General features: G+C 69.8%; 1 protein-coding gene (cut by a window edge). It reads right to left on the reverse strand.

From position 1 onward, the window contains the following. On the reverse strand, positions 1-18,235 hold the 3' portion of the coding sequence (locus AB8808_RS11740) for a non-ribosomal peptide synthetase (protein ID WP_369929561.1). The gene runs 14,363 nt beyond the window's last position; 18,235 of the gene's 32,598 nt are visible here — the last part of the coding sequence; its start codon lies off the right edge, out of view; it ends in the stop codon at positions 1-3.

Here is an 18,235-nt window from a genome sequence, read left to right on the forward strand (position 1 = left end):
TCACTGGTTGGCGGCCGGGCGAGCCACGGGCGCGGCGACGTTGCCGATCCGGCCGGCGATCTCGCGCGCCAGGCGATCGAGCAGCGGCGGCCGCACCATCGACAGGTGCGTACCGCCGATACGGACGATGTCCAGGGACGGACCGAGCAGGTCGCGCCAGCCCAGGCTCACCTCCTCGCCCTCGCCACGCCCGGCGGCGAAGAAGGTCACCGGCAGTCGTCCGGCGACGGGCGCGCGATACGTATCGACGGCGCGTGCCGTGGCCGCGTAGAGCGCCACGGTCCGCTGCACCTGCCCGCTGTCCAGGTGCTCCGGCAGCAAGGCTTCGCGTCGGCACGCGGCGATCATGCCCGGGAGGTCGTCACGTCCGGCCAGTGCCATCAGCTCGGCGAACGCCGGGTGCCGGCGTGGATCGTCCACGGCGCCCGGCAGGTCGAGCAGCCAGTTCAGCAGGCCGCGGCAGGCCTCCGAGCGCACCGGGTGCTCGGCCAGCAGACGGGCGCGCATGGCGGGGCTGCCGGTGTCGATCAGGCCGACGAAGCGAACGGCCTCTCCCGCCTGGGTCAGCCGGTGGGCCATCTCGTAGGCGATCGTGCCGCCCAGCGACCACCCCGCCAGTTGGTAAGGGCCCTTCGGCTGCACCTGGCGGATGGCGTCCACGTAGGTACCGGCCAGTCCGGCGATCGTGTCCAGCGGCGTTTCGCCCTCCCCCAGCCCGGTCGCGGCCAGGCCGAACACCGGCTGGTCCGCGTCCAGTTGGCGGGCCAGGTCGAACGCATACTGCACGCCGCCGCCGATCGGATGGACCAGGAACAGCGGTGTCGAGGTGCCCTCCGCGCGGATCGGCACCAGGTTGGGGTGGCGTCCGCCACCGTGGCTGGCGTCGACGAACGCGGCCAGCCCGGCCAGGGTCGAGTGGCTGAACAGGTCGCGCAACTCGATGCCGGCGATCTGCCGCTTGCGCAGCTGCGACACCAGCTGGGTGGCCAGCAGCGAGTGGCCGCCCAGCTCGAAGAAATCGTCCATCGCACCGATCTTCTCCACCTTCAGCACATCGGCCCACACCGCGGCGATGCGCTGCTCGGTCGGCGTACGCGGCGCGACGTGCGCCGCTTCGTCCTGCACCATCTCCGGCGCCGGCAGGGCCTTGCGATCGACCTTGCCATTGGAGGTCAGCGGCATGGCCGTCAGCGCCACGAAATACTCCGGCACCATGTAATCGGGCAGCGTGCGCAGCAGGGTGGCGCGCAACGACGCCGCGTCCGGCAGGGTCGCCCCGTCGTGCGCCACGAGATAGGCCACCAGCCGCGGTACGCCGCGTTCGTCGGCACGCGCGAGGACCACCACGTCGCGTACCGCGTCGATGGCTGCGAGCGTCGCCTCGATTTCCCCGAGCTCGATGCGCAGGCCGCGGATCTTGACCTGGTGGTCGCTGCGCCCGAGGTAGTCGATGGTGCCGTCGGGCAGATAGCGCGCCAGGTCGCCGGAGAGGTACATGCGCGCACCGGGGCTGGCACTGAACGGATTGGGGATGAAGGTCTGCGCGGTCAGCTCCGGCCGGTTGACGTAGCCGCGCGCCAGGCCGACGCCCGCGATGTAGAGGTGCCCGACCACGCCCACCGGCACCGGCTCCAGTGCGTCGTCCAGGATGTGGATCTGGATGTTGGCGATCGGCAGGCCGATGGGCACGCAGTTGAGCGGACTGTCCTTGCGGCAGGCCCAGTAGGTGACGTCCACCGAGGCCTCGGTGGGTCCGTAGAGGTTATGCAGCGCCACGTGCTGCCAGGTGGCGAAGAAACGCTGCTGCAGTTCCAGCGGCAGGGCCTGGCCGCTGCACATCACCTGGCGCAGCGAGCGGCCGCTGCCCGGCTCCACCTCGTTGAGGAACACGTCCAGCATCGGCGGCACGAAATGCGCCGTGGTGATCCCTTCCGCATCGATGATGCCGGCCAGGTACGCCACGTCCTGGTGGCCGCCGGGACGGGCCACGACCAGGGTGGAGCCTTCCAGCAGCGGCCAGAAGAACTCCCATACCGAGACATCGAAGCTGAAGGGGGTTTTCTGCAACACGCGATCGGCGGCGGTCAGCGGATAGGCCTCCTGCATCCATTGCAGGCGATTGACGATGCCGCGATGGTCGATCGCCACCCCCTTCGGCTTGCCGGTGGAACCGGAGGTGTAGATCACATAGGCCAGGTGTCCCGGCTGCGTGCGGTGGTCCAGGTCGTCGTCCGCATTCCCCTCCCACGGGGCATCGTCGGCATCCAGGCAGAGCACCGGCAGGCCGGCTACCGGAGGTACCGCGTCGCGGTGCTGCCACTGGGTGAGGATCGCCTTCGGCGCGGCGTCGTCCACGATCGTGGCCAGGCGATCCGGTGGATACGTGGGGTCCAGCGGCACATAGGCGCCACCGGCCTTGAGGATCGCGTACAGCCCGACGATCATCTCGAGCGACCGCTCGGTGCACAGGCCGACCAGGGTGTCCGGCCCCACGCCCAGGCCGCGCAGGTGCCGGGCCAGGCGGTTGGCGCGGGCGTTGAGTTCCGCATAGGTGAGCGAGACGCCCGCGTAGACCACCGCGACCTGCCCAGGCGTGCGCGCCACCTGCGCCTCGAACAGCTGCTGCAGCGTCTGCGATGCCGGCCCGACGCGCGGGTAGACCTTCGCCGTGTCGTTGAAGCCGTAGACCAACCGCTTCCGTTCCGCCGGCGCGATCATCGGCAGGTCACCCAGCGCACGGGTGGGATCGTCCACGATGGCCTGCAACAGGTTGCCGAAATGCACGCCCATGCGCTCGATGGTGCCGGCGTCGAACAGGTCGGTGTTGTACTCGAAGCTGCCGTGCAGGCCCGCCGGGCCTTCGGTGAGCGTCAGGGTGATGTCGAACTTGGCCGTGACCACCTCATGCGGCACCAGCTCCAGCTGCAAGCCGGGCAGCGCCAGGTTCATCGGCGAGTTCTGCAGCACCAGCATCACCTGGAACAACGGCGTGTAGCTGGTATGCCGTTCGGGCTGCACGGCGCCGACCAGCTGCTCGAACTGCACGTCCTGGTGTGCGTAGGCATCCAGCGTGGTGGTGCGCACCTGTTTCAGCAGGTCGGTGAAGCCTGCCGACAGGTCCACCTGCGTGCGCAGCACCAGCGTGTTGACGAAGAAACCGATCAGGTCCTCGATCTCACTGCGGTTGCGGTTGGCGATCGGCGTGCCGATGCAGATGTCGCCCTGCCCGGCATAACGGGCCAGCAGCACGTTGAACGCCGCGCACAAGGTCATGAACAGCGTGCTCTGCGACTTCCGGCTCAGCGCGTTCAGCTGCGCGCTCAGCCCTGTCGGCAGCGCATAGGCGAGCGCGGCGCCGTCCTGCCCTTGGCGGGCCGGGCGCGGACGGTCGGTGGGCAGGGTCAGCAGCGTGGGCGCGCCGGCCAGCTGGCGCTTCCAGTAGTCCAGCTGGCGATCCAGCACCTCCCCACTCAGCCACTGGCGCTGCCAGCGGGCGAAGTCCACGTAACGCATGGGCAGGTCGGGCAGCGACACGGCTGCGCCGGTGCTGTGCGCGGCGTACAGCATGCCCAGCTCGCGCACCACGATGCCCATCGACCAGCCGTCGGAAACGATGTGGTGCATGGTCAGCAGCAGCAGGTGTTCGTGCTCGCCCAGACGCAGCAGGCGGCTGCGGACCAGGGGGCCGGTCTGCAGGTCGAACGGCGTGCGTGCCTCGTCCAGCATCAGCCAGCGGGTCTTGACGTCGCGTTCCTTCGGCGACAGCTGGCGCAGGTCGTGGCGCACGAAGTCCAGCGTCACGTCGTTGGCGATGCGCTGCACGGGCGAGCCGTCGATGCTTTCGAAGCGCGCGCGCAGCGCGTCGTGACGGGCCACCACATCGTCGAGCGCCGCCTGCAGCGAGCGATCGTCGAGGCTGCCCTTCAGGCGCACCGCGGCCGGGATGTTGTAGGTCGGGCTGTGGCCTTCCAGCTGGTCCAGGAACCACAGGCGCTGCTGGGCGAACGACAGCGGAAACGCCTCGCTCTCGTCTGCCCCGCCAGCGTGGCCGTTCGTGTCGACGGCGGCATCCGTCGTGGCCGGCGGCGCGGACGGCGCCGCCGGCATCGGGGCGATGCCGCGCATCCGCCCGAGCAGTGCGGTGACAGTGGGTGCTTCCAGCAGCGTGCTTACCGGCACGTCTACGCCGAACTCGTCGCGAATCCGTGCCGCCAGCTGGGTACCCAGCAGCGAGTGGCCGCCCAGCTCGAAGAAGTCGTCGTCCTCGGCCACCGACGGACGACCCAGCAGCTCGCACCAGATCCGCGTCATGGCCGCCATGTCGTCGTTTTCGCGGACGGGAGCGACGTGATCCGCTGCGGCAGGCACCGCCGTCGCGGCGAGCACGGTCGCCGTGCCCGGCGCATCCGGCGCATCCGGGTAGCGGACGTCGGTCCAGCAGCGCTCGCGCGCGAATGGATAGGTGGGCAGGCTGATCCGGCGTGGACGTGCCTGGCCGTGCGCATACAGGGCGTTCCAGTCGAAGGAGAAGCCCTTGACCCACAGGTCCAGCAGCTTGCCGAACTTGCCCTTGGCCACCCAGGCCTGCACGGCCACCTGCATGTCCTCGTCGTCGGCCAGCATCGCGAAGGCGTTGCGCCGCGCCTGGCCGCGGTAGGCCTCGGCGCCGTCGGCGTCGCCTTCGACGAAGGCGGCCAGCTTCACGCGTAGTTCGTCCACCGATTCGACCAGCCAGGCCAGTCGTTCTTCCATCGCCTCGCGGCCGACCTGCAGCGTGTACGCGATATCGGCCAGCGTCGCCTCCGCGTCGATGCGTTCGGGCGCGAGCGCCGCCAGCAGCCGCTGCGCACGCGCCTGCAGACGCTCCGGATCGCGTGCGGAAAGCACGATCATCGCCGGGCCGTCGATGGCCCGCGCGGCCTCGGGCGGGGCGATGTATTCCTCGATCACCAGGTGCGCATTGGCACCGCCGGCACCGAAGGACGAGACACCCGCCCGGCGCGGCAGTTCGTGCGGCCGGCCGTCGATCTCCTGCGTCGGACGCGTCCACGGGCCCAGCGCCTGCTGAACGAAGAACGGCGTATCGGCGAAGCGGATGTTCGGGTTGAGACTGGCGGCGTGCAGGCTGGGCACCAGCGTGCGGTGCTTCATCTGCATCAGCACCTTGCTGATCGCGACAAAGCCGCTGGCGCTCTCGCTATGGCCGATGTTCGACTTGGCCGAGCCGATCGCGCAGAACTGCCGGTCCGCCGTCCACTGGCGGAACGCCTTCGACAGGCCGGCGATCTCGATGGGATCGCCCAGGCTGCTGCCGGTGCCCTGCGCTTCCACGTAGCCGATCGAACGGGCGTCCACGCCAGCGCGCCGCAGCGCATCGGCCACCAGTTGCGCCTGCAGGGCCGGGCTGGGCACCAGGTAGCTGTTGGTCTTGCCGCCTGCGTTGATCGCACTGCCCTTGATGACGCCATGGACGTGGTCGCCATCGGCCACGGCGCGGTGCAGCGGTTTGAGCACCAGCGCGCCTACCGCTTCGGCATCGACGAAGCCGTCGCCGTCGGCGGCGAACGACTTGCACTTGTCGTCGGCGGCCAGCATGGTCATCGACGCCAGGTCGATCAGCTGGGTCGGCGCCACGATCAGGTTCACGCCGCCGGCGATAGCCACCTCGCTGTCACCGCTGCGCAGGCTCTCGATCGCCAGGTGCACGGCGGTCAGTGACGACGAGCAGGCCGTGTCCACCGCCATGCTTGGGCCCTGGAAGTTGCACAGGTGCGAGATACGGTTGGCGATCGACCAGAACCGCGCGCCGGTGGCGTAGTGCTCGTTGGTCACCCCGACGAACACGCCGATCTTCCGGTTGGTGTGCAGATTCGCGGCGGTGTAGCCGGCATCCTCGATGCTGGCATGCACCTCCTGCATGAAAAGCCGTTCCTGCGGGCTGATCAACCGCGCCTCGCGCGGCGCGATGTTGAAGAACAGCCGGTCGAAGCAATCCACGCCGTCGATCAGGCCGGCCCAGCGCGTATAGGTCTTGCCCGGCACGCCCTTCGCGGCATCGAAGAAACGCGCATGGTCCCAGCGTTCCGGCGGCACTTCGGTGACGCAGTTGCGACCCGCGACCAGGTTCTCCCAGAACCCGTGCACGTCGTCGGCCGCGGGATAGCGGCCGGACAGGCCGACGATCGCCACGTCGAAGGGCGCCACGGGCGCCGGCGCGTGCACGGCGGTGGCTGCGGCGCGCTGCACGACCGGTGTCGTGGGCGTCGTCGTGGCGGGAGCCGTCGGTATCGAGGTTCCGACCGGTTGTTCGACCGCCTGCGCCGCGGCGGGTGCCGCGGCACGTGCGGGTGCGACCGCTCCCGCGAGCCCGGTCCAGCGCAGCAGCCCGTCCGGATCGGTCTGCAGGAAATGCTCAACCAGGCTGTCGATGTCGCGGTGCTCGAAGAACAGCGTGGTGCCGACGTGTTCGGCGCCGAAAGCCTCGCGCAGCGCGTTGGTCAGCTCCATGACCAGGATCGAATCGATGCCGTACTCGTCGAAGCCGATGTTCTCGCCGATGGCATCCAGCGGCAGGGACAACCCCTTCGCGATCAGCTTCCTCAGCTGCAGGACGCTCCGTTCGCGAAGCAGGCGCGAGGGGCCGGTGGATGCGGTGACGCCGGTGATGTCGTTCATGTCGTGAAGGGTCCGGTCGGTGGGCGTGTCACGTGTCGGTGGAATATCCAGAAGGCGCAGGCTGAGCCGGGTCAGGCGCACGCAAACGGCGCCGGTCGGGTCGCACAGGTCGATGTCGAGGTACTGCACGGGTCCGTCGCGGCCGGCCGGATCGCTGTAGCGGACGAAGGCCCACATCCGGGGCGTGCACGGCGCCAGCACATCCAGGGCGTCCAGCGCGAACGGCAGCGCGAGCGCCACGTCCGCGTCGTCGTCGCCGTCGTCGCCCGAACCCAGGTGCAGGCCGAGCGCGGCCTGCAACGCTGCGTCGAGCAGGCTGGGATGCAGCACGTAGTCGTCCAGCGTGGACGCCACGGAGACCGGCAGCGAGATCTTCGCCAGCACCCGGCCGTCGCCGATGAACAGCTCGTCCAGGCCACGGAAGCCGGGTCCGTACTGCAGCCCCTTGCGCGCGAAGACGGCCTGGCATCGTGCCGCGTCGGCATGGGCCAGCGCGCAGTCCCGGCGCAGCGTGTCCAGGTCGTGTCGCACGGTGGCCACCGGCGCTTCCGCGGGTGCCGCGCTGCCCTGGCTGTACACCGTGGCATCGTCGCCGGCCTGGATCGTGTAGTCGTCGCGTCCGCTTCGATCGGTGGACCAGGCGACATGCACGGTGACGCCGTTCGCGTCGGCGACCAGCGGCCGCGCCCAGACGATCTTGCGCAGGCCGCGCACTTCGCGCCCCAGCGCCTGGCGGGCGGTAGCCAGCGCCATTTCCATGTGCACCACGCCGGGCAGCACGTGCGCGCCGTTGACCTGGTGGTCGGCCAGCACGAAGGTGTCGCCGGCCAGGCGCGTGCCGATCCGCCGCGGCGCGCCGTCCGTGATGTCTGTGGCCTCCGTTGCATCGCGATGCGTCGCGGATGGGCGATGCAGGCCCACCCAGCGTGCCATCGCGGACGGCTCGGTCGCGATGAAGTGGTCGGCCAGCGCATCGATGCTCGGATGCTCGAAGAACAGCGTGGTGGTCACCGCCTCGCCGATACCCAGCGCCTCGAACGTGTCCCGCAATACATGGGTCAGTTCCAGCACCAGGATGGAGTCCATGCCGTAACGGTCCAGCCCCGTGTCGGTGTCGATGCTGCCGGCCGGCATCTTCAGGCTGGCCGCGACCAGCTTGCGCAGGGCGGCCCTGCACTTGTCCGCCAGCGCGACGTCGGCGTGCATGGTTGGGCCGGCGGCAACGGGCGTGTCGGCGGGCACGGCTAAGCGTGGCACCTGCCGTTGCCGGGTGATCCCGTCACTGCGGGCCACGATCACCTGCTGGCCCAGCGCGTGGCTGTCCTGCGCGGGGAACGCCACCGGGGCATAGCCTTCCTCGGCGAGGACCCGCGCCCAGCCCGCGGGCGACAGGCTGGGACAGCCGGGCATCCGCAGGGCCTCGTCCTCGTACAGCCACCAGCCATCCAGCAGGCCGAAGGTGAGGTGCGCCCACAGCTCGCAGCTGCTCAGCTCGTTCAACGCCAGCAGGCCGTGCGGACGCAGCAGCGCTTTCGCGTTGCGCAGGCTTTCGCGGATATCGGGCGTGGCATGCAGCACGTTGGTGGCCACCACCAGGTCGTAGCTGCCGGCCTCGATGCCCTGCCCCGCCAGCGGACGGCCGATATCCAGCAGGCGATAGTCCAGGTACGGGTAGTGCGGACCGTAGGTGGCCTGCGCATGCAGCAGGAAGGCACGCGAGAGGTCGGTATAGCAGTAGGTGTCGACATGCGCGGCGTGCGGTGCCAGGCGTGCCATCAACCGTGCGCTGGTGCCGCCGGTGCCCGCACCGATCTCGAGGATGCGCAGGCGGGCCGCCGGGTCGGCGGCGATACGCGCGGCGACGAAGTCCACCACCGCCTGGCCGAGCACGTCGTTGAAGTGGTCCGCCACGGCATTGCCCTGGTAGATGCCTTCGACCAGGCGCATGGACGACTCGGGGAACATCACCGCCGTGGCCTGCACCTGGCCGCTGAGGATCGCCGGCAGTGCACGCAGCATGCTATCCACCAGGCCGACCTGCGCCCGGCGTACGTGGCCGTCGACCAGCCATGTCACCTTGTGCGTGTCCCATGTGGCCCAGGCCTCGGCCAGCGACGGCGTGGCGCCGGCACCGGACAGCGCATCGGCACGGGCGACCCGGTCCAGGCTATGGCCCAGCCAGCGTGCATGGCGGGGATGCCACGCGATCGCCTTGGCCGCATCGGTCAGGCCCAGGGCGCGCAACTCCGCGCGCAGGATCGCCAGCGACAGGCGGTCGATCTGCTCGCCCTCCGCCGCCAGCGCGGCGGCATCGCCCGCGAACCCGGCCGATGCGGCAAGAGCCGGCACCGCCACCGAGGTATACGTGGCGACATCGGCACGAAGCCGGGTATCGCCGATGAGGTCGAACACACCGCCATCGGTCTCGCGCCCGGGCACCACCTTGACGTAACCCAGCCGTGCGAGCGGCGCCCGCATCAGGCGATCCAGGGCGCGCATGCCGTCGGCCGGCTCGATCGAGCCGATGCCCTGTCGGGCCATGCGCTCGCGGTACATGGGTGAGGCCACGGTGCCGATGCTGCCCCAGTAGCCCCAGTCGATGACCTTCACCGGATACGGCAGGCGTGCGGCCAGGCGCAGCGCGTAGGCGTCCTTGAAGCGGCATCCGGCCGCATAGACGGCCTGCCCCGCCGGCGTCGTGAAACCGATCATCGACGAGAAGAACAGCATCAGGTCCAGCGGCAGGCCGGCGAACACCTGCGCCATCCGCACGCTGGCATCCACTTTCGCCGCCAGCCCGCCACGCAGGCCCGCTTCGTCCATCTGCGCGATGCTGCCGTCGCGCAGGGCGATGGCCGCATGCACGACACCGTGGATGGCGCCATGGCGGGCCAGCACCGCGTCGCGGGCGCGCGCCAGTGCCTGGCGGTCGGACGCATCCGCCGCGATGTACCACGGGGTCGGACCGAAGGCGCCGATGCGCTGTCGCGCCTGCTCGATCGTGGCGTCCGCGGCGCGGCGCCCGATCCACACCACGTGGGCCCCGTACGTGCGCACCATGTGCTCGGTCCAGGCCTGTCCGATACCGCCAGCGCCGCCGATGACCACGTAGACGCCACCCGGCCGCCACGGCAGCGCGCCGGCCGCCGTCGCATCGAGGTCCACAGGGGCAAGCCGCTGGCGCAGCCACTGGCCACGACGCCAGGCGCATGCCGCCCCGGCGGATTCGCACGGCAGGTCGAACATCGTGTCCACGGGCCACGGCTCGCCGGCCGGCAGGTCGATCAGGCGCAGCTGCCAGCGCGGGTATTCCCGCGCCATCGCGCCGATCCAGCCATGCACACCGGCGCTGGCCGGCGCAGGCACGTCGTTGCGATGCACCGCCTGGGTGCCGAAGGTCACCACGGTCCACTGCAACGCGCGCGCATCGGCGCCGTGGTCCAGCAAGGCCCTGGCGAGGCGGAAACCGGTGACCACGCCGTCCTGCTGGACGGCGATCAGTGCCTCGTCGTCGCTCAAGTCGTCGATCGCGTGATCTGGCGCGGTGTCCCCGGGGAGTATCCAGACCAGGTGATCGAACGCGGCATGACCTGCCTCCTCGGGCGTGGCCAGCACCGTCGCACCCGGCCAGCGGGCGGTGAGCAGCGCACGCTGCGCGGCCGTCCCGCCGAGCAGCGCCACGCGTTGTTCGGCGCCAGCGGCGCTACCGTCGACGACGGCGGGCGCTATCACGTCCCATACCGGCGCGAGCAGCCATTCGTCGTCGGCCTGGGCCGGCGCCGCTGCCCTGTCGACTACGGCGGCAGTGACAGGGGCAGTGGCAGGGCGCGTGTCGATGACGGCGCCCACGGTTATCCAGTGACGCTCGCGGGCGAACGGATAGGTGGGCAGGCCGATGCGGCGTGGCATCGCCGTGCCGTACAGCGTGCGCCAGTCCACCGCACGTCCCTCGACCCACTGCCGCAGCAGCACGCCCCTGTCGCCGTCGAACACCTCCGGCGGGGCCGCGCGGTTGCGCAGCGCCCTGCCCTGTACGACACCCTCGACACTCGCGCCGTCGGCCAGTTGGGTCAGTGTCTGGCGCAGATGCGCCATGCTCTCGGCGACAAAGCAGAGCCGGGCCTCCATGGCCTCGCGCCCCACCTGCAGCGTATAGGCCAGATCGGCCAGGTCGACGTCGCTTTGCAGGACGAAAGCCTGCAACGCACGCACCTGTTCGGCCAGGCGGGCCTCGTTGCGTGCCGAAATCACGACGATCGCGGGTACGGCCGGTGCCATGGGTGGCCTCGGCGGCGTCGGCACGTATTCCTCCAGCACCACGTGTGCGTTGACCCCGCCGAAGCCGAACGAACTCACGCCGGCGCGTCGTGGCAGCGGCCGACCCTGCGCGTCGCTGACGGTGGCCCAGGGACGGGCCTCGCGCACGACGTAGAACGGACTGCCGTCCAGGTCGATGTACGGATTGAGCGTGTCGCTGTGCAGGCTTTTCACCAGCGTGCGGTGCTTCATCTGCAACAGCACCTTGACCACGCCGGCCACGCCGGCGGCCAGTTCGAGGTGGCCGATGTTGGTTTTCACCGAACCCAGGCCGCAGTAAGGCGCGGCTACCGCACCCTCGCCGAAGGCGGCCTTCAGGCCCTGGATCTCCACGGGATCGCCCAGGCGGGTACCGGTACCGTGTGCCTCGACATAGGTCACCGTGCGCGGATCGATGCCGGCCTGTTGCTGCGCCTTGCGGATCACCGCCGCCTGCGCGACCGGATTGGGCGCGGTCAGCGAATTGGCGTGGCCGCCGTGGTTTTCGGCGGTGCCACGCACCAGGCCGTGGATCGTGTCGCCGTCGCGCTCCGCCGCGGACAGCGGCTTCAGCACCAGCATGGCAACGCCCTCGCCGCGCACATAGCCGTCGGCATCGGCCGAGAACGTCTTGCAGCGACCGTCCTCGCTCAGCATGCCGGCCTTGCTGAAGCTGATATGCGCCTCCGGAGTCACGATGGTATTCACGCCACCCACGACCGCGACCGACGCATCGCCGGCACGGATCGCCCGCACGCCACGATGCAGCGCGATCAGGGAACTGGAACACGCGGTCTCCACCGGTTCGCTGGGCCCGTGCCAGTCGAACAGGTAGCTGATCCGGTTAGGCCCCACCGACGGCACGCCGCCGGTGGAGGCATAGGCCTGACCGCCGAGGTGGGCACGCGCCACCAGCGTGGCGTAGCCCGTCGATCCGGTGCCGACGAAAATGGCGGTGTCGCTGCCGGCGAGCGACGGACCGGCATGGCCGGCATCCTCGAGCGCCTTCCACACGTGGATCATCATCAGCCGCTGCTGCGGGTCCATCAGTTCGGCTTCCTTCGGCGAGATGCCGAAGAACATCGGATCGAATTCGTCGACGCCGTCGATGAAGCCGCCCCGGGTGATGTTGGTCCGGTTCGGCTCGCGCGCCGGGTCGCCGAACCACGCACGCCAGTCCCAGCGCGAGGGGGGAACCTCGACGATGCTGTCCCTGCCCTCGCGTAGGTTGTCCCAGAACGCGGCGATATCGCGGGCCTGCGGGAACTGACCGCTCATGCCGACGATGGCGATGGGCTCGTCCGCGGCGCTCGCGTGTGCCGTGGCCGCGTCGGTGAGGGTGACGAGGGCAGGTGCGGCCGGCGCCATCGGTTCGGCGGTCTCCGGGGTGGCCATGGCGGCCGTGGAGACGGGGAGCGATACGGACGCGATGGCCGCGGCGTGCTCGCGCACGAGGTAGGCGCCCAGACCATCGAGGGTCGAATGCTCGAAGAAGATCGTCGGCGTCAGTCGCAGTCCGTAATGGGTGTTCAGCGCGTTGCCGAACTCCGTCAGGGAGACGGAATCGAATCCGTATTCGCTGAACGTGGTATCGCCGTCGAGGTCTTCCGGTCGCACGGCGATCAGGCGCGACACCATGCCTTCCAGCACCTGCCCCACCTGCTCGGCGAGTGCCGATGCCGACACGGCTGCCGCAACGGATACCGGTGCGGACATCGATGCCGACACAGTCACGGAAGCCGAGGCGTCGCCGAGCAGGCTTTCGCGCAGGCGCGGCGCATGGCCGGCGATCACCAGCAACTGATCGTTACCGCCGGTCCATGCCTGGCGCAGCGCATCCACGCCCGCCGCGCTGTCCAGCAGGTACATGCCCAGTTGTCCGGCCAGCATGTCGCGTGTGGCGGCATCCACCTGCATGCCGCCCTCCGCCCACAGCGGCCAGTCGATCGACAGGCTGCGGCCCTGCCGCTCGCCCAGCGCGACACGTGCGGTGCGACGCTCGACGAAGGCATCCATAAAGGCGTTGGCCGCCGCGTAATCGGCCTGCCCCACGCTGCCGATCGCCCCGGCGATGGATGCGAAGGCGACGAAGACGTCCAGCGCCATGTCGCCGCTGGCCTCGTCCAGGTTCAACAGGCCGGCCACCTTGGCACCGAACACCTCGCGCAGCTGCTGCGGTGTCTTGGCGACCAGGTAGCTGTCGCGGGTCACGCCCGCGCTGTGGATGATGCCGTCCAGGCTTTCGAAGGTCTCGGGCAGTGAGCGCACCAGCGTGGTCACGGCCTCGGCGTCGGCGACATCCACGGCGTGGTAGCTCACCACGGCGCCCAGTGTCTCCAGCGAGCGCACCTGTGTCTTGATCGCATCGTTCATCGGCGTGCGACCGGTGAGTACCAGCACCGGATGGCGTACCTCCCGCGCAATGGCGTGGGCGAAGATCAGGCCCAGGCCGCCGGCGCCCCCAGTGATGAGGTAGACACCACGATCCTTCCACGGCGACGTGGCATCGGCCACGACGGCCTGCTCGGCCCACGCGGCCACCTCGCAGCGGCCGTGCACATAGCGGACGTGAGCGGCGCCGGTATCCCGCGCCGTATCGATCGCCGCGGCCACGTCCTGTACGGACGCGACGGCGACGACCTGGCCGACGAGCCGCTCGTGTTCGCGCTGCGCCGTGCGCAGCATGCCGCCCAGTCCCGCCAGGATTTCGCCGTCGCTGTCCAAGGGGACGACCACCTGGATCAGGTGCCGTCCGGATTTGCCGATGCGAGCCTGGATCGCCTCCAGCAGGGCGATGGCCGCCTGCTCGAAGACGCCTGGCAGGTCCGTCGTGGCATCGTCGATGCAGACGCAGACGAGCCCCGGCGAACGTGCGCGGAGTTGGGCGGCGGTGGTTTCGTCGAAGCCGCACAGCATGACGAAGCGTGAAGTGAACGCCTCCCCCGTCGAGGCCGTATCGGTGGCATCGGCGACTCGCCACAGGGGACGGAAAAGTAGTGTCTGCACGGGAACGTCCACGGCATGCGCCGCCGTCGAGGTCATCCGTGGCCCGAGTGGCGTCGCTGTCGCGACGGACGCGACGGCCACGGCCGGCACCGCGCCCGTTACGCTTTCCGTGGGCTCGGTGGGGGGGGCCACGTCGATCCAGTGACGCTCCCGCGCGAAGGGGTAAGTCGGCAGGCTGATCCGTCGCGACCGGCGTACACCGGCGGCATGCAGGCGCGGCCAGTCGAGCGACATGCCCTTGCTCCACAGGTCGAGCAACCGGGCATGCTTGCCTCGGGCGAGCCACGTCGCCACGGTGCCGGCCATATCGTCGTCGCCGGCCAGCGCGGCCAGTGCATCGCGGTTGCGCCTGGCCTGGCCGCGGTACAGGTCTTCCACCGACGTGTCGCCGGCCAGGAAGGCTTCCAGCCTGTCGCGCAACGCCTCCATGGAAGGCACCAGCAAGGCCAGGCGCTCGTCCATCGCCTCGCGTCCGACCTGCAGGGTGTATGCCAGGTCGTGCAGATCGACGTCGTTCGCCCGCAGGTGGTCGAGCAGGGCCTGCGCGCGTTCACGCAGGCGCGCTTCGTCGCGGGCGGACAGCAGCACCATGGCCGGGCCCGCAGGGTTCGCCGCACGCGTGGCGGCATCCTCGTGTGCCCTGGTGTCCTCGTATTCCTCGACCACCAGGTGCGCGTTGGCACCGCCGGCGCCGAACGAGGACAAGCCGGCGATCCGCCGTTTCTCGCGGCCGTTCACGACCGGCCGCGACCAGGGCGCGAGTTCCTGCTGGACCACGAACGGCGTCTGCCCGAAGTCGATCGCGGGATTGAGCACGGCCGAATGCAGGCTCGGCACCAGTTGGCGGTGCTTCATCTGCAACAGCACCTTGGTCAGTCCGGCGATACCCGCCGCGCTCTCGGCATGGCCGATGTTCGACTTGGCCGAGCCGATCGCGCAGAAACCGGCGTCCGCCGTCCATGCCTGGAAGGCCTTCGTGAGGCCGGCGATCTCGATCGGGTCGCCCAGACGGGTACCCGTGCCATGCGCCTCGACATAGCTGACCTCGCGCGCATCCACGCCCGCCGAACGCAGGGCACGCTCAATCACGCTCGCCTGCGCATTCGGATTGGGCACGGTATAACCGTGGGTCCGGCCGCCGTGATTGATCGCGGTGCCACGGATCACACCGTAGATATGATCGCCATCGGCCACCGCGCGGGCCAGCGGCTTCAGCAGCACGGCGCCCACGCCTTCCCCGGGCACGTAACCGTCGCCGCCCTCGCCGAAGCTCTCGCAGCGGCCCTTGCCCGAGATGAAACGGCCCTGGGCGAGCACGAGGTACTTGTTCGGGTGCAGCGACAGGTTGACGCCACCGGCGATCGCCACGGTGCAACCACCACGCAGCAGGCTCTCGCAGGCCAGGTGGATGGCCGTCAACGAGGATGAGCACATGGTGTCCAGCGCCATGCTCGGGCCGTTGAAATCGCATACGTGGGATACGCGGTTGGCGATGGACGCCGGACTGCCCGCCACGGAGACACCGTCACCGCGTGCCTGCGCCTGTGCGCCATACAGCTGGTATTCCTCGTACATGACACCGACGAACACGCCGACGTCGCGATCCGTCGCCACGTTATCCGGGGTGTAGCCCGCATCCTCCAGCGTGGCGTACGCGCATTCGAGGAACAGACGCTCTTGTGGGTCCATCAGCGCCGCTTCGCGCGGCGAGATATGGAAAAACCGCGCGTCGAAACGGTCCACGCCGTCGATGAATCCGCCCCATTTGCCGTACGTCTTGCCGGCGCGGTTGCGATCCTCGTCGAAGTAGACCGTGTGGTCCCAGCGTTCGAGCGGAATATCGGTGACGCTGTCCCTGCCCTGGCTGAGGTTGGCCCAGAAGGCATCCAGGTCGGCGGCTTGCGGGTAGCGCCCGGCGAGGCCGACGATGGCGATGCCTTCCTCGGCCGACGCCGGCACACCGGCCACCGGAGCCGGCGACCCGAACCGCACCGCCGATGCAGCGACGGCACCGACCGCGCGGACGTCGCCGTTGGCCGTACGAGTCACGGCGACCTCACGGGCCGCACTGGCAGCTTCCGTCGCGCTCGTCTGGCCGGTGTCGCCGAACAGCGTAGCCAGCGTGGCGCCATGCGCACGCAGGAAGTAACTGGCCAGTGCCGCGATGCTCTGGTATTCGAAAAACAGCGTCTTCGGCAGCGTGCCGAAGGTTTTCTCCAGCTCGGCGGTGAGTTCCAGGGTCAGCACGGAGTCGATGCCGTAGGCCTCCAGTCGCGCCTCCGCATCGATCTTGTGCGGCGGCAGGCGCAGCGTGGTCGCAAGGAGACGCACGAGATGGCGTACCGCGCGCTCGCGCAGGTCGTCCGTCGCGGCGGGCGCTGGCCCATGAGCCACGGTGACGGGTTGACCCGCCGCAGGGGGCGGTTCGACGGAATGCGCCATCGCCGGACCCTGCGTTTTACCGCCCAGAAGAGCCAGCAACCGCGTCGGATCGCCCTGCATCACCAGCACCTGCGACGCGCCGAGCGACCATGCCCCGGCCAGCGCACGGCAGCCCGCGGCGGTCGGCAGCGGTGTCATACCCGTTTCCTGGGCGAGGTAACGGCGCGTGGCCGCACCGACCTGCATGCCACCCTCGTCCCACAGCGGCCAGTTCACCGACAGGGTGCGGCCGGCACGGAGGCCCTGGGCCACCAGGTCCTTGCGGTAGTGCGCGAACGCGTCCATGAAACCGTTCGCGGCGGCGTAGTCGGCCTGGCCGAGGTTGCCGAAGGCGGACGCGATGGACGAGAAACAGATAAAGCATTCCAGCGGCAGATCGCGGCTGGCGGCGTCGAGGTTGAGCGTGCCGGCAAGCTTCGCCCGCAGCACGTCGGCCAGTTCCTCGTGCGTCTTGCGCATGATGAAGCTGTCACGCAGCACGCCCGCGCTGTGCACGATGCCATGCATGCCATCGGCGGCTACCGTTTCGCGCACGCAGCGCGCCACGGCGTCCGCATCGGCCACGTCCAGCTGGCGATAGCGCGCAGTGACGCCCATGGCCTCCAGCGAGGCCAACGCGTCACGCGTGGCCTCGCCCAGTGCCGAACGGCCGGTCAGCACCAGCGTCGCCCCGGGTGCCTGGGTGGCGATGTCGCGAGCGAAGATCAGCCCGAGGCCACCGGCGCCGCCGGTGATGAGGTAGGTCGCCCCGCTGCGCCACACAGGCGCGGCGTCGATGGCGGCGTCTGCCTCGAGCCAGCCACCTTCCTGACGCGACCCATCCACGTAGCGGATACGCGTCGCCGTGCTGTCGCGGTTCTCATCGAGCACGCGGTCGATATCCTCGCTGCCGTCCAGCTCGATCACCTGCCCATGGATCGCCGGGTCTTCCAGCGTGGCCGTGCACAACATGCCACCCAGCCCGCTCATCGTCGGTGCGTCGCCCTTCCCCGCGATCACGAGCTGGAACAACGCCGGCCCCGACGTGCTGTCCTGCGCCTGCAACAGGTCAAGCAGCATTGCGGCAGCGGCGGCGTAATCCCCGGCGAGGGTTCCGGTCGAAGGCAGTGCCAGGCAGGTCGCCTGGGCAAGGCGCTGGCGCACACCTGCAAGCGCCGTATCGTCCACGCCGCAGGCAAGCACGACGTGCCGCGCCCACGCCTTCGGCACGAGCTTCGCTACGTCGGCCGACCGTTCGATCCAGTCGGGGGTGGCGAACATCAGGCGCGTCCCAGGCGTCGCGTCCGGCACCGGTTGCACGACGAGGCCGGCCAGGCCGACGCAGACGCTGCCGGCGTCGTCGCACAGGTCGATGTCGAAGCGCCGGGTGCCGGCATCCGCGCTGGCCGCGGCACGCACCACGACCCACACGTTCGAGGGAAGCGGCGCGTGCACGGTCAGCGCGTCGAGCGCCACGGGCAGCCACAGGGCCGGCTCGGCGGTGGCGTCCTCCGCGATCATCAGGCCGACCACGGATTGCAGCGCGGCATCCAGCAGCGCCGGGTGCAGCGTGTAGCCGTCCATGCGTTGCGACGGCGGCAGTTCGATACGAGCCAACAGCCGATCCGTGCCGATGTGCAGCGTTTTCAGGCCGCGCAACCCGGGGCCGTAGTCCAGCCCCATGCGCGCGAACCACGCGTAGCAGGCATCCGCGTCGAGCTGCGCCAGGGTGTCCTGCTGCCTGAGCGCGTCGAGGTCGTGGAACACCGCGGGAGGTGCTTCGGGATGGACCTCCACCGTGCCGTACCCATAGGTCGTGGTACCACCGTCGGCATCG

Source organism: Xanthomonas sp. NCPPB 2632 (assembly GCF_041228075.2).
Taxonomy (GTDB): Bacteria; Pseudomonadota; Gammaproteobacteria; order Xanthomonadales; family Rhodanobacteraceae; genus Luteibacter.